The organism is Plantactinospora sp. DSM 117369 (genome assembly GCF_053764795.1).
In genome coordinates, this window is record NZ_CM132446.1 from 2,428,367 (window position 1) to 2,451,882 (window position 23,516).

General features: G+C 68.0%; 22 protein-coding genes and 3 pseudogenes. 11 read left to right on the top strand and 14 right to left on the bottom strand.

Annotated elements, in window-relative coordinates:
• Positions 1-414 precede the first annotated feature (414 nt).
• From ACSMXO_RS10820 to ACSMXO_RS10830, 3 genes are all read left to right on the top strand, one after another.
• Positions 415-1,479 carry a pectate lyase family protein gene (locus ACSMXO_RS10820; RefSeq protein WP_455417572.1) on the top strand — a complete coding sequence of 355 codons (1,065 nt, stop codon included), beginning with the start codon at positions 415-417 and terminating at the stop codon, positions 1,477-1,479.
• Between the two features lie 351 nt (positions 1,480-1,830).
• Positions 1,831-2,991 (top strand): pectate lyase, encoded by a 1,161-nt coding sequence (locus tag ACSMXO_RS10825; protein ID WP_455417573.1) that lies wholly within the window; start codon positions 1,831-1,833, stop codon positions 2,989-2,991.
• 410 nt (positions 2,992-3,401) lie between these two features.
• Positions 3,402-5,021, top strand: a complete 1,620-nt coding sequence (locus tag ACSMXO_RS10830) for a CBM35 domain-containing protein (protein ID WP_455417574.1) — start codon at positions 3,402-3,404, stop codon at positions 5,019-5,021.
• 439 nt (positions 5,022-5,460) lie between these two features.
• Here the strand turns inward: ACSMXO_RS10830 and ACSMXO_RS10835 are convergent, their stop codons facing one another.
• On the bottom strand, positions 5,461-6,657 hold the full coding sequence (locus ACSMXO_RS10835; RefSeq protein WP_455417575.1) for a YbfB/YjiJ family MFS transporter: 1,197 nt from the start codon (positions 6,655-6,657) through the stop codon (positions 5,461-5,463).
• Positions 6,654-7,436: an alpha/beta hydrolase family protein gene (locus ACSMXO_RS10840; RefSeq protein ID WP_455417576.1), complete on the bottom strand. Its 783-nt coding sequence runs from the start codon at positions 7,434-7,436 to the stop codon at positions 6,654-6,656. The genes ACSMXO_RS10835 and ACSMXO_RS10840 overlap by 4 nt, the downstream gene beginning before the upstream one ends.
• A gap of 141 nt (positions 7,437-7,577) precedes the next feature.
• On the opposite strand from ACSMXO_RS10840, the gene ACSMXO_RS10845 reads away from it, so the two are divergent.
• Positions 7,578-8,183, top strand: coding sequence for a TetR/AcrR family transcriptional regulator (locus ACSMXO_RS10845; RefSeq protein WP_455417577.1), 606 nt, complete (start codon positions 7,578-7,580; stop codon positions 8,181-8,183).
• A gap of 263 nt (positions 8,184-8,446) precedes the next feature.
• On the opposite strand, the gene ACSMXO_RS10850 is transcribed toward ACSMXO_RS10845, so the two are convergent.
• Positions 8,447-8,743: a winged helix-turn-helix transcriptional regulator gene (locus ACSMXO_RS10850; RefSeq protein WP_455417578.1), complete on the bottom strand. Its 297-nt coding sequence runs from the start codon at positions 8,741-8,743 to the stop codon at positions 8,447-8,449.
• Positions 8,744-8,815: 72 nt separating this feature from the next.
• Here ACSMXO_RS10850 and ACSMXO_RS10855 point away from each other — a divergent pair, with 72 nt between their 5' ends.
• Positions 8,816-9,736, top strand: coding sequence for an alpha/beta fold hydrolase (locus ACSMXO_RS10855; protein WP_455417579.1), 921 nt, complete (start codon positions 8,816-8,818; stop codon positions 9,734-9,736).
• A gap of 176 nt (positions 9,737-9,912) precedes the next feature.
• Here ACSMXO_RS10855 and ACSMXO_RS10860 read toward each other — a convergent pair whose 3' ends face one another.
• Entirely contained in the window at positions 9,913-10,590 is a 678-nt protein-coding gene (locus tag ACSMXO_RS10860; RefSeq protein ID WP_455417580.1) for a maleylpyruvate isomerase family mycothiol-dependent enzyme, read from the bottom strand.
• A gap of 445 nt (positions 10,591-11,035) precedes the next feature.
• Positions 11,036-11,524, bottom strand: coding sequence for a zinc-binding dehydrogenase (locus tag ACSMXO_RS10865; RefSeq protein WP_455417581.1), 489 nt, complete (start codon positions 11,522-11,524; stop codon positions 11,036-11,038).
• 174 nt (positions 11,525-11,698) lie between these two features.
• Here ACSMXO_RS10865 and ACSMXO_RS10870 point away from each other — a divergent pair, with 174 nt between their 5' ends.
• From ACSMXO_RS10870 to ACSMXO_RS10880, 3 genes are all read left to right on the top strand, one after another.
• Entirely contained in the window at positions 11,699-11,908 is a 210-nt protein-coding gene (locus tag ACSMXO_RS10870) for a hypothetical protein (protein WP_455417582.1), read from the top strand.
• Positions 11,909-11,914: 6 nt separating this feature from the next.
• Positions 11,915-12,577: an aminoglycoside phosphotransferase family protein gene (locus tag ACSMXO_RS10875; protein WP_455417583.1), complete on the top strand. Its 663-nt coding sequence runs from the start codon at positions 11,915-11,917 to the stop codon at positions 12,575-12,577.
• 142 nt (positions 12,578-12,719) lie between these two features.
• Complete coding sequence (locus ACSMXO_RS10880) at positions 12,720-12,950, top strand: hypothetical protein (RefSeq protein ID WP_455417584.1); 231 nt, start codon at positions 12,720-12,722, stop codon at positions 12,948-12,950.
• Positions 12,951-13,196: 246 nt separating this feature from the next.
• Here the strand turns inward: ACSMXO_RS10880 and ACSMXO_RS10885 are convergent, their stop codons facing one another.
• From ACSMXO_RS10885 to ACSMXO_RS10900, 4 genes are all read right to left on the bottom strand, one after another.
• Positions 13,197-14,261 (bottom strand): integrase core domain-containing protein, encoded by a 1,065-nt coding sequence (locus ACSMXO_RS10885; protein ID WP_455417585.1) that lies wholly within the window; start codon positions 14,259-14,261, stop codon positions 13,197-13,199.
• A gap of 163 nt (positions 14,262-14,424) precedes the next feature.
• A complete protein-coding gene (locus ACSMXO_RS10890) occupies positions 14,425-14,904 on the bottom strand; it encodes a YcxB family protein (protein WP_455417586.1) in 480 nt (159 codons plus the stop codon).
• A gap of 175 nt (positions 14,905-15,079) precedes the next feature.
• Positions 15,080-15,298 (bottom strand): hypothetical protein, encoded by a 219-nt coding sequence (locus ACSMXO_RS10895; RefSeq protein ID WP_346263624.1) that lies wholly within the window; start codon positions 15,296-15,298, stop codon positions 15,080-15,082.
• Positions 15,299-15,431: 133 nt separating this feature from the next.
• Positions 15,432-16,052, bottom strand: a complete 621-nt coding sequence (locus ACSMXO_RS10900) for a TetR/AcrR family transcriptional regulator (RefSeq protein WP_455417587.1) — start codon at positions 16,050-16,052, stop codon at positions 15,432-15,434.
• On the opposite strand from ACSMXO_RS10900, the gene ACSMXO_RS10905 reads away from it, so the two are divergent.
• Positions 16,052-16,897, top strand: coding sequence for an SDR family oxidoreductase (locus ACSMXO_RS10905; RefSeq protein WP_455417588.1), 846 nt, complete (start codon positions 16,052-16,054; stop codon positions 16,895-16,897). The two genes, ACSMXO_RS10900 and ACSMXO_RS10905, sit on opposite strands and share 1 nt — an antisense overlap.
• 104 nt (positions 16,898-17,001) lie before the next feature.
• Here ACSMXO_RS10905 and ACSMXO_RS10910 read toward each other — a convergent pair whose 3' ends face one another.
• The 3 genes and pseudogenes from ACSMXO_RS10910 to ACSMXO_RS10920 all read right to left on the bottom strand — a co-directional run bounded on the left by ACSMXO_RS10910 (position 17,002) and on the right by ACSMXO_RS10920 (position 18,529).
• Entirely contained in the window at positions 17,002-17,388 is a 387-nt protein-coding gene (locus tag ACSMXO_RS10910; protein WP_455419462.1) for a hypothetical protein, read from the bottom strand.
• Positions 17,389-17,621: 233 nt separating this feature from the next.
• Positions 17,622-17,945: pseudogene (locus ACSMXO_RS10915) on the bottom strand (integrase core domain-containing protein); the annotation flags it as partial.
• Positions 17,879-18,529 carry a helix-turn-helix domain-containing protein gene (locus tag ACSMXO_RS10920; protein WP_455417589.1) on the bottom strand — a complete coding sequence of 217 codons (651 nt, stop codon included), beginning with the start codon at positions 18,527-18,529 and terminating at the stop codon, positions 17,879-17,881. The gene ACSMXO_RS10920 and the pseudogene ACSMXO_RS10915, both read right to left, overlap by 67 nt.
• Positions 18,530-18,574: 45 nt before the next feature.
• Between ACSMXO_RS10920 and ACSMXO_RS10925 the strand changes: the two genes are divergently transcribed.
• The gene (locus tag ACSMXO_RS10925; RefSeq protein WP_455417590.1) at positions 18,575-19,339 is read left to right on the top strand and encodes an alanine--tRNA ligase-related protein; all 765 of its coding nucleotides are present in this window, start codon (positions 18,575-18,577) and stop codon (positions 19,337-19,339) included.
• Here the strand turns inward: ACSMXO_RS10925 and ACSMXO_RS10930 are convergent.
• Both ACSMXO_RS10930 and ACSMXO_RS10935 read right to left on the bottom strand, forming a co-directional pair.
• Positions 19,336-19,717 (bottom strand): annotated as a pseudogene (locus ACSMXO_RS10930) (pyridoxamine 5'-phosphate oxidase family protein); the annotation flags it as partial. The gene ACSMXO_RS10925 and the pseudogene ACSMXO_RS10930 overlap by 4 nt on opposite strands.
• A pseudogene (locus ACSMXO_RS10935) lies at positions 19,690-20,092 on the bottom strand (IS1380 family transposase); the annotation flags it as partial. The pseudogenes ACSMXO_RS10930 and ACSMXO_RS10935, both read right to left, overlap by 28 nt.
• A gap of 916 nt (positions 20,093-21,008) precedes the next feature.
• Here ACSMXO_RS10935 and ACSMXO_RS10940 point away from each other — a divergent pair.
• Entirely contained in the window at positions 21,009-23,267 is a 2,259-nt protein-coding gene (locus tag ACSMXO_RS10940) for an RCC1-like domain-containing protein (RefSeq protein ID WP_455417591.1), read from the top strand.
• Positions 23,268-23,516 lie beyond the last annotated feature (249 nt).

The following is a 23,516-nucleotide window of genomic DNA, read 5'->3' on the forward strand; positions in this document are numbered from 1 at the left end:
CGCCACCCCAGTGGTTCCCCTCGGGCTGCTCTGTTCGTCGACTACAGCGCGGGCCGGTGACCGCCACCAACTGCCTAGCAATCCACGGCCGTGGATTGGTCGTCATATGGTCACATGATCAGCTCGGGGTTGTAAAGCGGCGCGTAGCCGACCCATCGACGCAACGTGCGGCGAGGCCCCGCAGCGGCGCGGACACGAGGTCGACATTTTCTTGTTACCCGGGTGGCCCGCCGAACGTCTCATGAGAAACCCGTATGCGCCCGATCAGGTCGCAGTCGCGGGACAAGGGCTGACGTGTCTGAGGAGAAGCATGCGACGTACCAGGCTCAGCGGCGTCTGCGCTGGTAGCACGATCGGCGGGCCGATCCCTGACACGCCCGCGAACGTCCCCCCAACCCTCGAGGAGGTCACCTCATGAGCCGACCCAAGCTCCACAGCAAACGAGCGCGGCGCGGCGCGTTCGCCGCCAGCACGGCCGGCGCGTTGGTCGCCGCGCTCACCTCGACCAGCGCCGGAGCGGACCCCGCCACGCGCCAGGTCGCGGCGGCATCGACGGTCCAAGCGTCGGGTGCGATCGGTGCGCCGACCGGCTTCGCCGCGATCTCCGGGTGGGGACAGGACGGCACCACGGGCGGTGCCGGCGGCCCGACGGTAAGGGTGAACACCGCCAGCGCGTTCCTGGCCGCGATCGCGCGGACCGGACCGCTGATCATCGAGGTCGACGGGATGATCGCGCTGCCCGGACCCATGCACAACGTCACCTCGGACAAGACCATCGTCGGGCTCGGCGCCCACTCCGGCTTCACCGGCGGCGGCCTGAACATCGGGCTGGGAGCCAACGACGGCATCACCTCACCGCCGGCCAACCGGGTCCACAACGTCATCATCCAGAACCTGACCTTCGACGACTGGGCCGACGACGCGGTCAATGTCCAGATGTTCTCCCATCACGTCTGGATCGACCACAACACGTTCGTCGGCGGCTACGACGGAGCCGCCGACGTCAAGCGAGGCTCGTCGTACGTCACCATCTCCTGGAACCACAGCACCCACGGCAAGAACATGCTGGCCGGCCACAACGCCGACAACGCTGCGCAGGACCGCGGCCGGCTGAACATCACCTACCACCACAACTTCTTCGACGGCACCATCGAGCGCAATCCCTGGGTGCGCTTCGGCAACCCGGTGCACGTCTACAACAACTACTACCGCGACATCAGCAAGTACGGCGTCCGGTCCACCGTAGGCGCGGGCATCCTCGTGGAAGGCAACTACTTCCAAGGCGTCGCCGTGCCCTTCCAACTCAGCGGCGGCGGCGGCACCAACGGCAACCTCGTGTCCCGCAACAACTGCTTCGCCAACTCCGGCACGCCACAGACCGCCGGCAGCGTCAACCCCATCCCCTACAGCTATCAGCTGCAGCCCTGCCAGGACGTCCCAGCCCTGGTAAGCGCCGGCGCGGGCGCCGGCAAGCTGTAGCCGGTGTCCACCGCCGGGACGGTGACACGTCCCAGGCAGCCGGCAGCGCGCGAGCTCGCCATGGCACCTGGAGGGCGGGCTCCAGGCGGCGATTCGCGTCAACGACCGGCCCCCGCAGGCCCCACCAAGCAGTTGACATATAGGGATATAAGTATATATTGGGTAAGCGCTTTCCTGGCGGGATTTCGGATTGGGTTTCGGCGGCGGAAAGGGCTTACCACCCCAGTGGGCGCAACTGGTGTCAGCCTTGCGGCTGACCGTCCGGGCGTATGTCAGCGCCACCTGCGGCACCGTCGGGCAACGGTGCCGCCAGCAGGTGGCTTCCACCCCGTGAAACAGATGGAGTACGCCATGTCCCATCGACAGCGCCGAAGGGCGTTGTGGACCTCTACGGTCGCCGTCGCCGCAATGGCCGCGACCGGGGTCATCGTCACCACCGGCGTGGCCCAAGCGGCCGTCGGCTGCCGGGTCGCCTACTCGGTCGGCTCACAATGGCCCGGGGGCTTTTCCGGCAACGTCACCCTCACCAACGTCGGCGACCCCCTCACGTCCTGGCAACTCACCTGGTCGTTCTCGGCCGGACAAACGATCACACAGGCGTGGAACGCCACGGTCACCCAAAGCGGCAACTCGGTGCGGGCCGTGAACGTCGGCTACAACGGCAACCTTGCCACCAACGCCTCAGCCTCGTTCGGTTTCAACGGCACCTGGAACAACAGCAGCAACCCGGCGCCGAGCAGCTTCGCGGTCAACGGAGTCACCTGCACCGGCGGGACCGACCCGACCACACCACCGCCCAACCCCACCACACCACCACCGACTACCCCGCCGCCGACGTCGTGGCCGACGCCGACCGGACAGAGCTCGGTTGACGGCACCATCGCGGTGTCCGGCACCTTCGACGGTGGGATGCGCCGGTACTGCTGCATCGGCGACGGTAGCCAGGAGGAGAGCCAGGATCCGATGTTCCAGCTCGCCTCCGGGGCGACGCTACAGAATGTGATCATTGGTGCGCCGGCTGGTGACGGGGTGCACTGCTCCGGCCCGTGCACTCTGCGGAACGTGTGGTGGGAGGACGTGGGCGAGGACGCCGCGACCTTCCGTGGCAGCGGCTCGCCGAGCTTCCTGGTCGACGGCGGTGGCGCCCGGTCGGCCAACGACAAGGTGTTCCAGCACAACGGACCTGGGACGGTGACCATCCGGAACTTCCAGGCCACGAACTTCGGCACCTTCTACCGGTCGTGCGGCAATTGCTCCACCCAGCACCGACGCAACGTGGTCATCCAGAACGTGACGTTGACCCGACCAGGCAGCACCGTGGCGGGGATCAACACCAACTACGGTGACACGGCACGGTTCAGCGGGATCACGATCGTGAACGACTCCAGCCGCAGCATGGTGATCTGCCGTAAGTACACCGGCAACGAGGGCGGTGGTGACCCGCCCGTAGTGGGCACCGGCCCGGACAGCACCAACTGCCTGTACTCGCCATCCGACATCACATACCGGTAGGCACCGAGCAGGTGACCTCTAGGCACCACCAAAGCGGGTAGCCGCCGCTGCCCCGCTCCGCACCCCCGGCCCACCCCACCCCGGGGGTGCGGGGCACAAAAACTGTCGGATCGGACGGCCGCGACACCCGAGTCGCGACCCGTCCTTCGAGCGCGGCAAGTCGTTCGTGACATACATCCACGAGGCGGCGGCACCAAAGACGGCCCACGGCATGGACGCCGCAGGCGACGTGGCCTGCAACAAACCTGCAAACGCCAACCCTTGAGGCTGGAAAGCGCTTTCCATAGGCTGAGGTTCATCGATGTTTCGGTCTCGTGACCGGGCACAAGAGACGCGGACCGTGACCCTATGCGGCGTCTGGGCAGCCAGGGCACATGCCCACACGACGCGCACACTTTGGAGACACACAGATGACGAGATTCAAGATCCTGATCGCCGGCACCACCGCCGCCGTGGCAGTGGGGGCGGCGGGCGTCTGGGCCACCGGCTCGGCGTTCGCCGCGACCACCCACTACGAGGCCGAGACCTCTCCGGCGGTCTGCACCGGCACGATCGACAGCGAGCACTCCGGGTTCTCCGGCTCGGGCTTCTGTAACAGCACCAACTCCACCAGCGGCTTCGTCCAGTTCACGGTGAACGCCGCCGCGGCCGGCACCGCGACACTGGCGGTGCGGTTCGCCAACGGCACCACCACCAGCCGCGCCGCCAGCCTGATCGTCAACGGCACGACCGTGCAGTCGGTGCCATTCGAAGGCACGGGTGCGTGGAACACCTGGGTCACCAAGACGTTGACCGCGACCCTGAACGCGGGCAACAACACGATCCGGTTCAGCCCGACGAGCTCGACCGGCCTGGCGAACATCGACTACCTCGACGTCACGACGGACGGCACGCCGCCGACGACCCCGCCGCCGACGACGACCCCGCCACCCACCACGCCGCCACCGGCCGGGGACACGCTGTACGTGGCGCCGAACGGCAGTGACAGCGCTCCCGGTACGCAGGCGAGCCCGACGACGCTGACCTCGGCGATCACCCGCATCGCGCCCGGTGGGACGATCTACATGCGCGGCGGTACCTACAATTTCTCCCAGACGGTGACCATCGCGCAGGGCAACAACGGCACCGCCAGTGCCCGTAAGAATCTGTTCGCCTTTCCTGGCGAGCGGCCCGTGCTCAACTTCTCCGCGCAGGCCGAGGACCCGGCCAACCGCGGGCTGGCCGTGGGCGGCAACTTCTGGCACATCAACGGCGTCATCGTCGAACGCGCCGGCGACAACGGGATCCTGCTGGCCGGCAACAACAACATCATCGAACGCACGATCACCCGGTACAACCGCGACTCCGGCCTGCAACTGTCGCGGCTGATCGCCGGCGCACCGCGGGAGCAGTGGCCGTCCAACAACCTCATCGTGAGTTCGGAGTCGCACGACAACGTCGACTCCGACGGTGAGGACGCCGATGGCTTCGCCCCCAAGCTCACCGTCGGCCCCGGCAACGTGTTCCGCTACACCGTGGCCCACAACAACATCGACGACGGCTACGACCTGTACACCAAGTCGGACACCGGCGCCATCGGCGCGGTCACCATCGAGGACTCCCTGGCCTACGACAACGGCACCCTGTCCAACGGTGGCCAGGCCGGCAACGGCGACCGCAACGGCTTCAAGCTCGGCGGCGAGGACATCGCGGTCAACCACGTCGTACGCCGCACCATCGCCTACAACAATGGCAAGCACGGGTTCACGTTCAACCGCAACCCCGGCTCGATGACGATCTCGAACAACCTCGGCATCGACAACACCGAACGCAACTTCAACTTCGACGGCGGCACCTCGGTGTTCCGCAACAACACCTCCTGCGACAGCGGATCCAACGACCGGATCATCGGCAACAGCGACGCCTCCAACCAGTTCTGGGCCGGCACCAACGGCTCCCGCTGCACCAACTTCAGCGGCTCCCTGAGCTGGTCCTTCGCCGCAGACGGCCGCCTCGTCGTCACCATCGGCGGACGAACCGTCACCCTCTAACCCAACACCAAACACCCGACTTCACCATCCGACACTGTCGAACGGGCAGAAGGCACGACAGTCGACCGCGTCAAGGCTGACGTCATGTCCCTGGTGGGCCTATCCGGTTCGTCTGGCGAGGCCCACCAGGCCCCATCCCAGGCCGCAGCACCGCCCACGCCAGCCGCCTCAACGCGGCGGCCGAGCGCCGCAACGCCGGGCAGGACCGACCAACTGCCACCATGAGCGTCTCTGCGGGCGCTCAGGTTTGCCGGCCCGTGCCAACGGTCGTCCAGGCTCATCGATTGGAATCCCGCCACCCCTCGAGGAGGTCACATGAGATCGCGTCGATCGCCTCCCGGCCCTCGGCGACGGCCAGCGGGTCGACGTAGCGGCCCTCGGGGGCCCACAGGTCGTCGATTTCCTGGCGCCGCTTCGCCGGATCCGGGGGCGGACTTGTCTATCGCAGGGTTTCCGGTCTTTGGGTTGCCGCGACAAGTGCGGCTGAGGCGCACAGTGCAGCGGTCCAGACGAGCGTGGCGTCGGTCGAGGAATGGTCGGCGATGGTGCCGGCCGCCCACGGGCCGATGGTTTGGCCGGCGGCGAAGACTGTGGTGAAAGCGGAGAGGGTGGGTGCCCAGTCTTCGGTGCGGGTCGCGCTGCGGATGGTGGCGGTGACGGCGGCCGGAACGGTCATGAAGGTGCCGCCGTAGGTCAGGACCGAGACGGCGAGGACGGCGTATGACGAACTGACGAGGGTGAGGATGCTCGCGCCGGCGAGGAGGGCTAGCAGGGTGGTGAGGACGCGGGCTGGCGGCCATGCGGCGATCAGGGGACTCCACAAGCGGGGTGCGGCCACGGCGCTTGTCCCCAGGAGGGTCCACAGCGTGCTGATCTGCCATATGGGCGTGTGCTCGTGGGCCAGGGCTGCTGACAGGAAGGTGATGTAGGCGATGTATCCGGCGGCGAAGAGTAGGTAAGCGACGCCGGTGCGCCACAGCCGTCGTAACCGGCGTTGGCCTGTGGCCGACTGGAGCTCGGGTTCGTCGACTCGGGCGGCGCTCCAGCTAGCGACGGTAGCCAGGAGGGCGAGGGCGGCTAGGCCGATCCAGGCCATCGGCCATTCGTGCGGGGCGTGCGTCACCAGGCTCGGCAGCGATGCTCCGCTGACGGCGATGCCAAGCCCTGCGCCGGAGAAGTAGATCGTGATTGGTGCGGGTGAACGCGCGGCGGCGGCGCTGTGCGAGGCGATCACGCCTCCAGCGACAAAGACCAGGGCGCCGCCGATGCCTGCCGCCGCGCGTGCGGTGAGCAGCGCCAGGTATGCGCTGCTCACCGCCGTGCCGGCCAGGGTCAGGGCAGTGATCATCATGCCTAGGCGGAAGATCGCCGTGGGCCCCCACCGCCGCGCCGCCACGCCGGCGAGTACGGCTCCCAGAAGGTATCCGACGCTGTTGGCGGTCGTCAGCGCACCGGCTTGGGCAAGGCTCCAGTGCAGATCGGTTCGCATGGCCGGCAGGAGCAGGCCGTAGGCGAAGCGGGAGATCCCCAGGGCCGACGCGGTTCCCAGGGCGAGTCGTGCGGCGGTCCAGCGATACGCCGGAGCTTGCGGGCGGAGCGAACCGGTGGCCTCGGCAGGGGTGGGAATCAGGTTCACCGGGTGGTGTCTCTCACGTGCCGGTCGAGGAAGGCGATCACCGTACGGGCGAGGGCGACTCGATGGTCGGACAGGGCGTGGTCGGTGCTGAAGACGTGGTGCTCGAGACCCGGAACGGGGTGGGCGCGGTAGGCATCCACCAGTGGCCGGTGGTGGATGTCGGCCGGGGTGACAGCGTCGCGGTCGGTGCCGATCAGCAGCACGGGGCGGGTGGCTAGCCGTGGCGCGAGGTGGGCCAGGCTCCACGAGTCCCCCGCTGCCTCCATCTCCGTGACCAGCGCCTGCGCACTGGTGCCGGTCAGGGGGAGCAGTTCGCCCGCCCAGTCTTCGAGGTAGGCGGCTCGCACCGCCGGGTCGGCCCGGCAGGCGGCGGCGGCCGTCCCGAAGTCGAACCCGGCCACCGAACCGACTGCGGCCACGCCGGGATCGGCGGCCGCGGTCATCAACGCGGCGAAACCGCCCAGGCTGTGGCCGATGACGGCCAGCCGGCCCGGGTCGAGAGCGTGGGCGGTGGCGGGCTCGGGCTCGCGCAGGCGGGCGACCACGCGAGCCGAATCCTCCAGCACGTGCGCCCACGACCAGGAGCCGTCCATCCCCCACGAGCCGCGGTAGTGGAACACCAGCGTGGCGTAGCCGGCTCGACGCAACGCCTGCGCGAGGTCGAAATTCCGCTCATGCCCTGGGAAGCCGTGCAGCAGGACTACCACGGGGTGCGGGCCGGGGCCGGACGGCAGGTGCAAGACGCCCAGCAGCGTTGCGCCCGCACTCTGAAAGGTCACGGGCACCGTACGCGCGGCAGGTCCCTGCACGTGGACGGGATCAGTAACGAGCGGGTCCGGCACAGCATGCTCCTTAGATAGAACCGACCGGTTCGATCCGCAGGTTAGCAGACCATCGAACCGACTGGTACCATCTTCCGCATGCCTGTTCCCAAAGGCAGCACCTTGGACCCTGACCGCACCCGGGCGGCGATCGTTCGCACCGCGGAAGGCATCCTCTACGAGCGCGGGCTCGATGGCGTGGGGATCGCGGAGTTGTGCGCCGAGGCGGGCATCTCCAAGGAGACGCTGTACCGCCACTTCGGGTCCAAGGACGGACTCGTCCGCGCCGTCCTGGAAGCCCGCAGCGACCGTGTCACACGCTGGCTGGCCCGGGCCGCCGCCGACGCGGGCGACGAGCCGGCGGCCCAGCTCGCTGCGGTCTTCGACGCCCTCCGCCTCTGGTACAACGAACCCGGCTTCCGCGGCTGCGCGATCGTGAACGCCGCCACCCAGCACCACACCGCTCCGGCCAGCACCATCGCCGCCCGTCATCTCGGCCGCTACCTGGACCTTTTCACTGCGATCGCCACCCGAGCCGGAGCCGCGAATCCCGCCGCTCTGGGACGGCAGCTCCTCCTGCTCCTGGAAGGCGCGACCGTCGTCGCCGACCACCTCGAAGGCCCCGGCGCTGCCGACGACGCCCGGGAGGCGGCCCTCGCCCTCCTGAGCAACGCGGCCAAACAGCGCGCCGACAATTCCTGCTGATGGTGTTACACAGGTCGGTCCAGCCGCCACCGGTCGGGCCGTCTCCGCTGGCCTGCGGCTATCTCAGCTGCGGCCCTCTTCTGCGACCAGAGGGGCCGGGTCACCGGATCGTCCATCAGCGAATCCGTCCCGGCTGACCGACCGGACGGCGACCTCGTCTGCTCTGCGGGGCCGACGTTCCTCGGCGTGGGCTGGCCGCTGCCCCCGCTTCCCGGGCCGCCCGGCTTCGACCAGGCGGGCAGCGCCGGGGTCACCGAGCGCCGTTACCGTCGGTTGCTGCTGTCGAAGGAGGCGCGGTTGTCGACGATGGCGGACTGGTGGGTACGCACCCAGAGGACGAGGTGGTCGACGGCCTCGGCGAGGGAGCAGCCGAGCGCGGTGAGCTCGTACTCGACCCGTGGAGCAACGTCAGCGGCGCCCGCGCCGTGGAGCACCTTCGCCTCATCGCCGCGGGCCTGCACATCGCGACGGTTCGTACCCAACTCAACCTCTCCCTGGTGGCCGATTTCGAATCCTTCACCAGCTTCACCCCCGCCGATCGCCACACCGCGGCCCTCCATCAACTGCTCACCGAAGTCATCGCCTGGACCCAGGCTGTCGCCCCCGTGCGCGCAGCCTGAATGGGAGGACACATGTCGAACACAACGTCGGATGCCGAACTGGCGCGTTCACTGGAGGGCGGGTTCGTCAGCAGCCACGCCGAGGTCAACGGCGTCCGCCTGCACTATGTGGCGGGCGGCCGCGGCGAGCCGCTGATCCTGCTGGGTGGCTGGCCGCAGACCTGGTGGGAGTTCCACAAGATCATGCCAGCCCTCGCGGAACATCGTCGGGTCATCGCCGTCGACCTGCGGGGCATGGGCGGCTCGGACAAGCCCGCGGGCGGATACGACAAGAAGACCATGGCCGGTGACATCCTCGCGCTCACGCGCCATCTCGGCTACCAGACGGTGGACATCGTCGGACACGACATCGGCGGCATGGTCGCCTACGCCTTCGCGGCCAACCATCCGGCGAGCACACGACGGATCGCGCTCCTGGACATCGCCCACCCTGACGAGCGGTTCTACAAGTACTCGCTCCTGCCCGTGCCCGGACGCCAGCAGGTGGGCGGCGACATCCACGCCGGACCCGGACGGTTCCTGTGGTGGTTCGCGTTCAACCAGGTTCCCGGCCTGCCCGAACGCCTGCTCGCCGGCCGCTCCCGTCATCTGGTCGACTGGATGATCGACTACCTGGTCGAGGACCCCGGCGCCATCAGCGACCACGACCGGGACGTCTACGCGCACGCCTACTCGACGGCGGACGCGATCCGCGCCGGCAACGCCTGGTACCGGGCGTTCGGCCAGGACATCGCCGACGAGAAGACCTACGCCCCCGTGAGCGCACCGCTGCTGGGCCTGGGCGGCGGCGAAGGCGGGTACCAACTTCTGAAGGCGGTGCTGCCGGACAAAGGCACCGACGTCGAGGTCGCCGCCGTGGCAGACAGCGGCCACTACATCCCCGAAGAACAACCCGAGGCCGTCATCCAGCACCTCACACGGTTCTTCACCTGACACAGCACAAGCCGCTCAGCGGCCCGGCGCCGGCAACCCGCCGGGCCGCTGAGCCGGACAGCCGAAGACCCCGAGAACACCGGCAACTGGGCGAAGGTTCAGCCAGTGCAGTGGCCGCCGAGCCGGGCCGTCGACGAAGGGGAACTCCGGGCGTACGGGTGCCTGGTTCGATCCCGTCAGGGGGTCAGGGGACCCGCGAGCACGACCAGGGCCGCCTTCCGGTCCCCCGTCCAGCCGATAGCGGGGTGATCGACTGATAGGCGGCCCCACAACATCAACAGCAACTGTTCGGCCGTACCGGTGATCTCGGCGACCGGCTCACCCGGTCCGTAGATCCAGGACCCGCCGCTGTCGTGGGCACGAACCCGGATGGCCACCTTCGGCTCGCTGGTTCGCCCGCGCACGATCTGGCGTGGCGCCATGGTGTCGAACACCTCCGCGATGCCGTCTTCGGCCAGGTCGGCATCGATAGCGGTAGGCCGGTTGAGGGCGTTTTCGGCGTCCCAGCGGTGCAGGAGGGTTTCCTGACAGCGGCGACGCTGCCAGAAGCCGATCGTGTGCGGGGGGTGGAACGTCCAGGCCGGGGCGCTCGGGTCAGCCGCCAGAGCCTCCAGCATGACCGCGCACGTGTCCTCGAACCACGGCATCAGCGCATCACGCGGCGCGGGAACCGGATGATGGCCGTCGCGCCCGTCGCGTACCGCAGATGCCACCCACAGATTTCCGTTGCCGAGATGGTCAGCCAGGTCGTAGAGGGTCCAGCCTGGACAGTGCTCGATGGGGGCGGTCAGGTCGTCGCGCAGGCAGTCGCGGAAACCCTCAAGCTGGTGGCGCAGCCGAGCGCGCAGGTCCATGCCTCGAACCTAACAATCTCCGTCGCGGGTCAGGCACGGGGCCACCACCTGAGCGATTCCTGACCCAGGTGCTCGATCTTGGGGGGCGGTGCGGACGTGGCGGTCGCGGTCGCGGCGCTGGCCCGCGGTGTTCGGGCAGGTGGATCAGGCGCCAGGCGATCAGGACCCCGGCGATGTAGGCGGCGCCGACGATGAGAGACGAGAGGGGTCGCTCTGGCGGTCCAACCGGGGTGACGGCCAGGACGGCGTCGACGGAGGCGATGCCGACGAGGGAACCGAGGGGGCCAACCGGGGCCGGTCGTTCCCGGAATCGCCCGGCTGGCCCCCTCGGTCAGCCCTGGTGCTGAATTCACTCGCGGTGTCGGGATCGGATCCACGAGCAGCGCGTCGGCTCGGCGCTCGCGCGGGATCACCACCCTCTTCTGTTCGCGCCACGCGGGCGGTGTCAGAAGGTGACGGTGACCTTTCCGTTCAGGCAGCCCTGTCCGAATGGTCGGTGCGCGGCCTGGATGTCATGGATCCTGAAGGTGGAGCCGATGCGGAGCGACACGGCGCCCTGATCGACGTACGTGGTGAGTTCACGCGGCCCGACGCCGTCCTCACGGACCTGGTTGATCGTGGTCAGTACCTTCCTCGCGGGCAGATCGGGAACCGGTCCGGCCTGGGTGGCGATGGAGGCGTACCGGCCGCCATCAGCCACCGCCTCGGTGACGAACGCGCCGAACGTGTCGAAGACCGCGTCGTAGTGGCGGTCGGCGAGGGCGGCCGGGTCGGTGGTGGCGAATTCCGCGCCCCATTCTCTGGTGATGTCGAGGTGGGCTTCGCGGGAGACCAGGGCGTCCACCCGTACGCCTCGTACCCGGGCCAGTTGCAGGGCCAGACCACCGACAGCGCCAGCGGCTCCAGCGACGAGCAGCCGTTCGCCCGCTGACACCCCCCGCCACTCCAGCGTCTGCAGAGCGGTCAGACCTGCCAGCGGCGGTTGACCAACCTCCCTGGGCAGTACATCTAGGCCGTGTCCGGCGGATCACGTGATGGCCCTGCGCGGCGCAGTCATTTCCCTCTCTTGCTTCCAAGCGCCCCGGGGCGCGGCCGTACGGTTCTCGCTGTGACAATTCAGCGAATGCCCGCTGCGGAGGTTCCAGTCTCTGTCGAACTGGTGCGCCGTCTACTCGATCAGCAGCACCCCGACCTGGCGGACCTGCCGGTCGAGGTCCTGGCCAACGGCTGGGACAACCTTGTGTGTCGGCTTGGTGAGGAGTTCCTCGTCCGGTTGCCGCGACGCGCCATGGCCGCCGAGCTCGTCGCGCACGAGTAGCGGTGGTTGCCGGAGTTGGCCGACCGCCTGCCGTTGCCGGTGCCAGCGCCGGTGCGTGTCGGGCAGCCGACGACTCAGTACCCGTGGTCATGGAGTGTCGTGCCGTTTTTCCCGGGCCGGACCGCCGCGCGGTCGGAGCCCGACGACCTCTGGTCGGCCTCGGCGACGCTCGGCGGTTTCTTGGGCGCGCTGCATGCCCCGGCTCCTTCGGAGGTGCCCGTCAACCGGTTTCGCGGGATACCACTGGCCGGGCGCCCCGAGGGAGTCCTGACCGGGCTGGCGCACGTCGATCCGGGTGACCGTGTCGCCGCGCTGCGGATCTGGGAGGCGGCCGGCGCTGCGCCTGCTTGGGATGGTCCGCCGCTGTGGTTGCACGGGGACCTGCACCCGGCCAACATCCTGGTCGATTGCGGCCGAATCAGCGCCGTGATCGACTTTGGTGACATCACCTCGGGCGATCCCGCCACCGACCTGTCCGTGGCTTGGATGTTGTTCACGGCGGAGCAGCGTGCTGCTCTTCGACAAGCGTATGGCCGCGCGGACGACGCGACCTGGGAGCGGTCGCGTGGGTGGGCGCTTGTCCTGTCCCTGGTCTTCCTGACGCACTCGGCGGACAACCCGCTGATGCGCGGCATCGGCGAGCGCGCCTTCCGTGCGGTGCTGGAGTAGCAGCCGACCTCCAGGTAGTACCTGGCAGAGCATGGCGCCGTCGGCTCCAGGGCGCTTGACTTGCAGTAGCGACCGAGAGGGCTGGAGGGCGGGCTGATCAGGTCTTGATCCAGAGCCGGATCGAGGCGGCGGTGACGGTGCCGTGCTCATCGGCACCGTCGAGCTGGTGTCGATCCTGACCGACCGACTGGGCATCCGCCACGGACCACTCGCCGCGATCGGCAGCGCCAACCTGAACCAGGCCGGCTTCGTCATCGTCGGCTTCTTCGTCCTCGCCTGGGTTGTCGCCGTAGCGGTGTGGCGTCTCGCCCGCGTCGAACAGCGATGGGAACGCCCGCGGCTGCGCGTCCCGGAGCCGACCGCCGACACGTAATGGCCACACTCGTTCAGCTGACGGACGCGCAGACGCGAGCCACCGACCCGCATGACATTCCGGGATGGCTTTCCGCCCCGACCCGGCGCGGACTCGGGTCGACTCCATGGCATCCGTCTGGCCCCACCAGCCCGGCCGCCGCTGTGGAGGCGACCGTTCCCCTACGGACGGCGAGGAAGCAGGGAACGAGCGTGTACCGTGCCAAAACTCGTTTCATGGCGGTGACCTGGTGTTTTGGAGATCGGTTCAGGCTGCCTGGTGGTATTCGTTGATCACTTCGTCGAGTCGTTGTCGGCGTCGTACGTGTTTGTCCATGGGGATGATGACGGCTGGGTCGTGGTTGGGTGGGCGCTGCTGTCGTCCTTGGTGTGGTCGGTGGTTGTTGAAGTGGTCGGCGTACTCGCCGACCACGGCCTGCGTGTGCCGCTCGTTGTAGAGCAGCATGTGGTCGGTGCATTCTTCGCGGAGGCTGCGGCCCCAGCGTTCGATGAAGCAGTTCGCTCGCGGGGTGCGGGGCGGGGTCTTGACTATCGTGATGCCTTCGGCGGTGAACACCGCGTCGAACGCGGCGGTGTACTTGGCGTCGCGGTCGCGGATGAGGAACCGGAAGCCGTTGGCATGCTCGCCCAGGTTCATGAGGAGGTTACGGGCTTGCTGGGTCACCCATTGCCCGGTGGGGTGGGCGGTGATGCCGAGGAGGTGGACCCGTCGGGTGGCCACCTCCATGAGCACCAGCGCGTACAGGCGCCGTAGCAGGATGGTGTCGAGGTGGAAGAAGTCGATTGCCAGCAGCCCACTGGCCTGGTTGCGCAGGAAGGTGCGCCAGATGATGTCCTGTTGGCGGGGCGCGGGGCCGATACGGTGGCGGGTCAGAATCCTTCGGATCGTGCCGGCGCCGATCCGATAGCCGAGCCGCTGTAGTTCGTCTTGAACGCGGCGGTGTCCCCATCGGGGGTTCTCTTCGGCCAGCCGCAGGACAAGGTTCCGGATCTCGTCGCTGACCGGTGGGCGGCCAGGTCGGTTCGGGTAGGTCCAGTGGTGTCGCACCAGCCGGCGGTGCCAGGCCAGCAACGTGGCCGGAGTGACAATCCGATGCTCCCGTAGCCGGCGGGGCAGCAGACGGGTTGGGGCAGACAGGATCGCCCGGTCCGGCCAGGACAGCCGCGGCCGGCCGTGAATGTGGCGGCGTAGCACCGCTGTCTCGTGCCGTAGCGCGAGGACTTCGACCAGCAGCGCTCTGTCTCCTCGGAGTAGTAGCCCCAACCCGGTGAACATGTGGATCATTCCCAGGTACAGCAACCGTACGACCATGCCGGCGATCATTAGGCCGAGCCAAGAACTTCCAGCTCACAGCATGTGCGACAGAGTTTGGCGCGGTACACGGGGTAGTCAAGCTCGCCTGCGCCGAAGCCGACGATCGGCCGGCTCGCGGCCCCATCGTCTTGGCTCGTGACTGTTTCGCCATGGGCGGCGGTCACTTCCAGGCGGGTTGCAACCCGTTGACGAACGCGGCGAACTCGGCCCGCTGCTCCTCGGTCAACAGGTCCTTCGGGATCGTGATCGCCTGGATCTTGCCGAACATGATGTACCAGACCTCGGGGGTCTCGATGACGCGGCCGAGGCCGGCCCACCGAAACCGCGACTCGGCGAGCGGGTTGGCCACCGTGACCCACTCGTCGTCCAGCGTCATGTGAAACCCGTCCTTGATGACGTCGGACTGCATACGCACCGACCGAGCCACCGTGATCGGTGCGATCGCGACCACGAACAGCAGTCCGAGGACCAAAGTCCCGTAGGCCGTCGGCATCGAGGGCTCCAGTGCCACCAGGGCGAGGCCGAGGACGATCAGCACTCCGCCCAGGATGCGGACGGAGTTCAGCTGCGGACGGAGGAGGAACCGGAGCGTGCGCCGCAGTCGCTTCTCGTCATAGGGGACCCACATGGAGATCTGCATCGCCGCATCCTAGTCAGCATGGAACGGCCGGCTCGGTTCCGCTCTTGTGGTTGATCTTCGTGGTTCTTCACTCGGGTGGAAGGAGCCACTACCGGAAAGGAGCCTGAGCGTTGACCGAAGCGGCGGGCGCATGGTTGGAAGACTTCATGCCGAGCCGGTGAGCACGCGCTGTCGTTCAGGACTCCTTGCCGACGGAAGCGGGCAATGGCCAGATCGCCCAGTGGGCGTCGTGCGACGCGTGGCGTGAGATGTCGATGAACGCGGGTCCGTAGGCTGACTCGACCCGCCAATGCTCAAACTGGTCGAGCTCGGTGTTGACGTACCGGGCGAGGAACTCGACGAGCTGTTCCATCTCCGCATCGCTCAAGGGCGTGGTCGAGATGTCTGCTGCCATCCGCACATGATGGCTGACAGACGCACGCTCGTAGCCGCGATCCGCGCGTCACGCACGGTCACGTGGAGGCGGTCTGACGGGCGCCCGGAACTGCCGATGAGCGGATATCGGATCATGCGCAGCGTGTAAACGGTTATGTGTCGATCTTCGCAGGCCAGGTGAGCATAGCGGCTTCGGCAACGGCGAGAAGCTCATCCGTGCCGGCGCCGTCGCGTGCGTGCTGGGACATGCCTTGCAGGATGACGCCGACGAGGACGGCCAGACGGCCGGCGTCGGTGCCGGCGGGCAGCCGGCCGTCGGCGACATCGGCCTCGATCCGCTTTCGCAGCGCGGTGATGTTGGCGGTCCGTTGGGCGCGCAGCAGTTCGGTGATGTCAGCCGATGCTGCGGTGCAGTTGACGGCCGCGCTGATGACGAGGCAACCAGGTGGATGCTCGGGCCGGGTGTACTCCACCGCAGCGGCGCGTAGCGCGCGGGCGACACCGTCGCGCACGGACTCCTCCGCCGCGAGTGCCGTCGCGAAGAACGCGCCGTGAGTCTGCTGATAGCGCTCGACCACCTCGCGGAACAGAGTCTTCTTGTCGCCGAACGCCGCGTAGAGGCTGGGTGGCGTGATGCCCATGGCCGCGGTGAGTTCGGCCACCGACACCGGCTCGAAGCCGCGTTGCCAGAACTTGTGCAGCGCCGTCGACAGGGCCTGGTCCCGATCGAAGGCTCGGGGCCGGCCACGCCGGCGGGGACGATCATTGGCCATTGACACATTCTATAGCGCTCGCTAGCCTGATGCCCAGGCAATATATAGTGATTACTACAGAAAGGTCACGCGGCATCATGGCACTGCTCAACGGCAAGACCGCTCTGGTCACGGGCGGCAGCCGAGGCATCGGTCGGGCAATCGCCACACGACTCGCGGCGGACGGCGCCCTCGTCGCCGTCCACTACGGCACCAACGAGGCGGCCGCGAACGACACCGTCACCGCCATCACCGGAGCCGGCGGCCGCGCGTTCGCGGTCCGCGCTGAACTGGGTGTACCCGGCGACGCACAGGCGCTGTGGTCCGCCTTCGACGCCGGCCTCACCGAATCCGGCGCCGAACCGGGCGTCGACATTGTGGTCAACAACGCCGGCATCGCGAGCTCCAACGACCTGGCCCGCACGACCGAGGCCGAATTCGACAAGATCGTCGCCGTGAACGTGAGAGCCCCGTTCTTCATCCTTCAGCAGGCCCTGAACCAGTTGCGGAACAACGGCCGGGTCATCAACATCTCCTCCGGCGTCACCCGCATCGCCGCACCAGCGATGATCACCTACTCGCTGACCAAGGGCGCCATCCACACTCTCACCTTCACCCTCGCTAAGCAGCTCGGCGAACGCGGTATCACGGTCAACTCGGTGGTCCCTGGCATCGTCGACGTGGACAGCAACGCCGTCTGGCTGCGGGACAACCCTGAACAACTCGCTTTCTGGGGCTCCTTCTCCGCGTTCAACCGGGTCGGCCAACCCGCCGACATCGCCGACGTGGTGGCCTTCCTCGCTTCCGACGAGGCCCGCTGGGTCACCGGCCAGCATCTCGACGCCACCGGCGGCGCACACCTGTGACACATCCCTATGCGGAAAAGCCGCGATCCGCTCGTCACCGAAATCGACGGCGGGCGCTGCTCGCCGGCGTCGGTTGCACCGAGGCGCGTGCCTCTGGTTGAGCATCATGTGGGTCGGCGGTCGTGTGTCGGGAGGAGCAGCCACCGGGCGAAGCAGCTCTGGTCGTCAATTTTGGTGTACCACCTGACTTTGAGACTGTATCCGTTGCTGCGGGTTGGCAGGAGCAGTCCCGTGTCCGGCTCCCGTGACGGAGGTCCATGCTCAGCCGGGGGCGGGCCTGGTTGAGGCGGCGACAGCGGCATCGCGTGCTCGCCTGTTCCGTCGAGGGCGGCGCTGAAGATTGCGATGTCGCCGCTGGGAATGCTGAGGGCATCACCGACGTCATCGGTGGTCGATGGATGGTGCAGTGCCGATTCGAGGGTTCCGCGATAGTCCGGGCCCGAGGCCTGGACGATCGCCAGGGTGCCCTCCGCGGACTCGAACACCTCCATCCAGCTGTCGTCACGAACGACCCCTGTACCGTGCCAAAACTCGTTTCATGGCGGTGACCTGGTGTTTTGGAGATCGGTTCAGGCTGCTCGGTGTATTCGTTGGTCAGTCCGTCGAGTCGTCGTCGGCGTCGTACGGGCTTGTCCATGGGGATGATGACGGCTGGGTCGTGGTTGGGTGGGCGCTGCTGTCGTCCTTGGTGTGGTCGGTGGTTGTTGAAGTGGTCGGCGTACTCGCCGACCACGGCCTGCGTGTGCCGCTCGTTGTAGAGCAGCATGTGGTCGGTGCATTCTTCGCGGAGGCTGCGGCCCCAGCGTTCGATGAAGCAGTTGGCCGGTGGGGTGGGGGGCGGGGTCTTGACCACCGTGATGCCCTCGGCGGTGTACACCGTGTCGAAGGCGGCGGTGTACTTGGCGTCGTGGTCGTGGATCAGGAACCTGAACTGGTTGGCATGCTCGCCCAGGTTCATGGTGAGGTTACGGGGTTGCTGGGTCACCCATTGCCCGGTGGGGTGGGCGGTGATGCCGAGGAGGTGGACCCGTCGGGTGGCCACCTCCATGAGCACCAGCGCGTACAGGCGCCGTAGCAGGATGGTGTCGAGGTGGAAGAAGTCGATTGCCAGCAGCCTACTGGCCTGGTTGCGCAGGAAGGTGCGCCAGATGATGTCCTGTTGGCGGGGCGCGGGCCGACACGTTGGCGGGCCAGGATGCGTCGGATGGTTCCTGCCGCAGTGCGGTGGCCGAGTTGCTGTAGTTCGCCTTGGATCCGGCGGTGTCCTCGTCGTGGGTTTTCGCGGGCCAGCCGCAGCATCAGGTCACGGATTTCGTCGTTGACCGGTGGTCGGCCGGGTCGGTTCGGGTAGGTCCGGTGGTGTCGCATCAGCCGGCGGTGCCAGTTCAGCAACGTGGCCGGGGTGACGATCCGGTGTGCCTGTCGTCGGCGGGGCAGCAGGCGGGCGAGGGCGGACAGGATCGCCCGGTCCGGCCAGGACAGTCGCGGCCGGCCGTGGATGTGGCGGCGTAGCACCGCTGTCTCGTGCCGCAGCGCGAGGACTTCGACCAGCAACGCTCTGTCGCTGCGGATCAGCAATCCCAGACCGTTGAACAGGTGGATCATTCCCAGGTACAGCAACCGCACGACCATACCGGCGATCGTCAGACCGAGCCAAGAACTCCCAGCTCACAGCCTGTGCGACAGGTTTGGCACGGTACAGGGCCGACCTCGGAGATCTTCTACGACCGGGGCCCGGCGATCGGCCGCGACGGTGGTCCGGCCGTCGACAGCGAGCGCTTCGTCGAGCTGTGGAACCTCGTGTTCATGCAGTACCAGCGGGGGAGCACCGACGAGGAGATCCTCGGCGACCTGCCCGGCCGGCACATCGACACTGGCCTGGGTCGGGACCGGCTGGCGATGCTGCTGCAGGGCGTCGGCAACCTCCAGGAGACCGCTGTCGTGCGCCCGACGCTGCGCGCGGTCCGCGAGGCGACGGGCCGGGACGACGGGCCGGCGGCGCACCGCCTGGTCACCGACCACCTGCGGACCGCGGTCTTCCTGATCTCCGCGGGCGTCCGGCCCGGCAACGAGGGCCGCAGGTACGTGGTGCGCCGGCTGCTCCGGCGAGCGGTGCGCCGGCTGGTGTTGCTCGGCGTCGACGAGCCGGTGCTCGGCACCGTCGCGGACAGCGTGACCGAGGTGCCGGGCGGGACCCGCGAGGTCGTCGAGCGCGAGGAGCGGGCGTTCCGGCGCACGCTGCGGGCCGGCAACCGACTGCTCGACACGGAGTTGAGCCGTGGCCCGCTGCGCGGCGAGACGGTGTTCAAGCTGCACGACACCTACGGGTTCCCGGTGGACTTCACCGTTGAGATCGCCCGGGAGCACGGGGTCTCCGTCGACACCGACGGTTTCGCGCGGCTGATGCGCGAGCACCGCGAGCGCAGTCGCGCGCAGCGCTAGTAGAGCTTCTTCGCGTAGTCCGGGCCGTAGTGCCGGTCGAGGTCTGCCAGGGTCTCGGTCGGCCGCTCGACCTCTTCGATCAGCACCGCCCGGCGGTGCAGCACCTCCGGGGTGCCAGGTCTCCGCCTTCCACGGCGCGGAGCGGAGGAACGCCTTGGCGCAGTCGTAGAAGGTCTGTTCGATCTCGACCTGGAGTGCGAACCCCGGGCGGTGCCCCTCAACCGCCATGGGATCGAAGTACGGCGCGTCGCGCAGGACGGTGGCCCGGCCGTTGATCCGTAGCGTGTCGTCGCGGCCGGGGATCAGGTAGATCAGCCTCACGTGCGGGTTGTCGATGATGTTGCGGAACCCGCATACGTGGCCGGGACGTTCCCGAACAATGCCCACGCCCGGACCCGGACCTTCGCCCGTGCCCGGCTGATACGCCGCCCCCCGCAGGTCGCTGATCTCGTCGAGGGCCCGCCAACACGTCGCCGGCGACGCCACCAGGCCAAACACCTCGCCCTGATGGCGCAGCATGTCGATATCCGCAATTGCCTCACCGCCGTCGGCGACCATCACCGCAGGGTCGACCAGCACCCTGCCCCGGTCCCGGCCAGGGACGAACTCTCGCCGAGCCACCGCCACCGACAACGCCTGTGTCAGCCCGCTGCGATCAGCCAGCAGCCGCAGCAGCGCCGCACCCACGTGCGGAACCACGCCACGGCCACCGGCCTCAGCGGACAAGCCCTTGGACCAATCGGTAATCTGCACCTACGAAGTGCCTTTCACACCGGAACCTGCACGACTCGACACCGGGCGGTTTTCCTTACGTGGCAGGCACTTCGCCAGATCTACCCACCCGCCATACAGCCAAGATCACGACCGCCGCGAAAGGCCGAGGTTAGACCCCTGTCTGCCTGTGGGGACGCTCCCTGATGTGAGCGGCGGCGGGCGGGAGGAGGCAGTGTTACCGCACTCGTGGTGCTCGAAGCGAGCAGCCTCACCGTCGCTGCGTCGTCCAACCAGGTGCCAAGCACGGCTCTACCGTCCAGTCGTCACCGAGCACCCGCCCCTTCGCCTCCTCGATCGTCGGCAGGGCCCGCTTCGCCAACTCGACGAAACCGGCGACTTCATTGTGAACGCCAGCCAGCAGCCGATTGCTGAGATTACTTGGGCGTCGCGCAGGATCGCCGCGGTTCGCCGATCAGTTTGTCGCAGCACCTCAGCCGCGACGTGGGCCACTCCGGCAGAGGAGCGGTGAGGGTCGTACACCAAGCCTGTCCGTGATCAGATAGTCATACGCGCTAGGCATCCATAGAGTCACTGTCGGTGATGCTGGCCTGGTTTGGTGCCGCCGGTGATTCCGGAGCGCGCTGATCTGCCGACGGGCTCCCATCCCTCACTGATCGTCCGGCCCTGGAACAGGGTTCGGTCGTGTCCCTGTGGGAGGAGCACGTTCATGTCCGAGAACATGAGAAGACGTTCGTCAGACGAGCAGACATGCGGTGTCAGGGATGCCACTGAGAAAGGCGACGCAGCGACCGGTGCGCGGGGCGGTCATGATTGCCGGGTCCTGGTTGGCGGGAGGAGCGGCGGGGGTCAGTGGTGGTCTTGCCGGTGGGTGGGTTCGAGTCGAGGTCGGCGTGGACCCGCGGCGGATGTGGGTCGTGGGTTCACGGCGCTGCTGGTGGCTGGCCTGCTCACCGGTGCCGGGCTGGTGGCGGGGTTGGCGGTGCCCGCCGCAGCGGCGACGGCCGGTACTGATGTCCTCTCCTGGGGAGAGAACAACGATTTCCAGTTGGGTAATGGAACAAGGGGCGACCGTAACCGTCCGGGGCCGGTGTCGGTGCCGGAGGGCGTAACGTTTACGGACGTCGCTGGTGGCCAACGACACGGGTTGGCGGTCAGTTCCGACGGGCTCGTCTATGCGTGGGGCGCCAACGGTTCCGGCCAGGTGGGGGATGGCAGCACTTCCGTCCGTCCGACACCCGTCCAGGTGCTGATGCCCAGCGAGATCACCACGACTGCCGTGGCCGCCGGCTTCGCTCACAGTTTGGCGTTGACGTCGACGGGACAGGTGTATGCATGGGGATGGAACAGCGAAGGCCAGTTGGGGACGGGCGCCCCGGGAGGTAACTCTTCCACTCCTGCACCGGTACAGTTGCCGACCGGCACGACCGTGACCGACATCGCCGCCCACGGCGATCACAGTCTGGCGTTGACCTCCACCGGCCAGGTTCTGGCCTGGGGCGACAACTCGCAAGGCCAACTCGGCGATGGCACCACCACCGACCGGCACACGGCCACGCCGGTGTCGCTGCCCGCCGGCACGACCGTGACCGACATCGGCGCCGGCAGCTTTCACAGTTTGGCGATCATCTCCACCGGACAGGCGCTCGCGTGGGGGCGGAACGCCGAGGGCCAGTTGGGCAGGGGAACTGTCGTCCCTGAGGTCAACCCAGTCCCGGCAGCGGTGTGGCTGCCGCCCGGTGTCACCGTCACCAAGATCGAGGGCGGTTACTATTCCAGCTACGCGATTACCTTTCAGGGACGCGCACTCGCCTGGGGCTACAACTTTTTCGGGGATCTCGGCAGCGGCACCGACGGGGCGGCCCTTACCCCTGTGTGGGTAGCGTTGCCGGCCGGTGTCACAGTCACCGACCTTGACGCCGGCCGGCACCATGCCCTGGCACTCACCTCGACCGGCCGCACGTTGGGCTGGGGAGAGAACAACCATGGGCAGCTTGGCAACGGAACCCTCAACCTCAGCAGGGTTCCAGTGTGGGTGGACCTACCCACGAACACCAAGGCCACCGCCGTCGCCGCCGGCAATTTCTTCAGCCTGGCGGTGGTGGCCAGCGGTCTCGCGTTGGGGTGGGGCGCCAACGATGCCGGCCAGATAGGCAACGGCACGATCACCGACAGAGCCCTCCCGGTGGCGATGGCGTTCCCCGCAGGCAGGGTGCTCACCTCGATCGAGGGCGGCTACAGCCACAGCCTGGCAGCGACCAGCACCGGAAAGGCCTACGCCTGGGGTTCCAACAGCGACGGGCAACTCGGCACCGGCGACACCAGCGACCGAGACTCCCCAACCCAGGTACTCATGCCGTCCGGGACCACGACGGTTGCGGTGGCCGGCGGCGCAGGCCACAGCCTCGCCCTGACCTCTGACGGCCGGGTGTTCGCCTGGGGCCGCAACAACTCCGGGCAACTCGGCCTCGGGGACACCAACCGGCGGCTCACTCCTGTGCAGGTGACGTTCCCCGCCGGCACGGTCATCACCGCCATCGCCGTGCACAACGTGCACAACGTCGCCCTCACGTCCATCGGACAGATCTACACCTGGGGCGACAACACCTTCGGGCAGATCGGCGACGGCACCGCCACCGACCGCCGCACGCCCACCCTCATCCCACTACCCGGCGGAGCCGCCACCGCCGCAGTCGCCGCCGGAGCATTCCACACCCTGGCCATGACCTCCACTGGCGGCGCCTACGCCTGGGGCTACAACAACTACGGCCAACTCGGCAACGCCAGCACCACCAACAGCTCCATCCCCGTCGCCGTCGGCATCCCCGCCGGAACCACCATCACCGACATCGACGCCGGGCTCTCCCACAGCCTCGCCATCACCGACACCGGACGCGCCCTCGCCTGGGGCGCCAACGCTTCCGGACAACTCGGCAACTCGACTACCACCCACAGCAGCCTTCCCGTCTCGGTATGGCTGCCTCCCGGGGTCAGCATCAACACCATTAGCGGCGGTCAGTCCCACAGCCTCGCCGTCACCGACGGCGGTCGCGTCCTCGCATGGGGGCTCAACAACCGTGGCCAACTCGGCGACGGCACCCTCGCCGCCCGCCTCACACCCGTCTACGCCCAACAACCCACGGGCACCATCGCCACAGAAGTCGCCGGCGGCCGATTCCACAGCCTTGCCCGATAAGCCACCCACCACCACACCCCGCCGGGGCCGCCCACCACAACCGGGCCGCCCGAGCTAACCTGACCGCGCGGGTGAGATCAGCCGGACTCGCCGGGGCGCTGGTCGAAGGCGGCCCGCTCCACGACCTCCGCGACCGGCCAGATCGTGCTGCCCGGCGACGACCCCGACCACCACTTTCGTCGGGAGTGTCAAGTTAACTTGGCCCTGTCTCACATTCGGTGGTGACGGAGGGTGGCAGGGGTCGTTGAT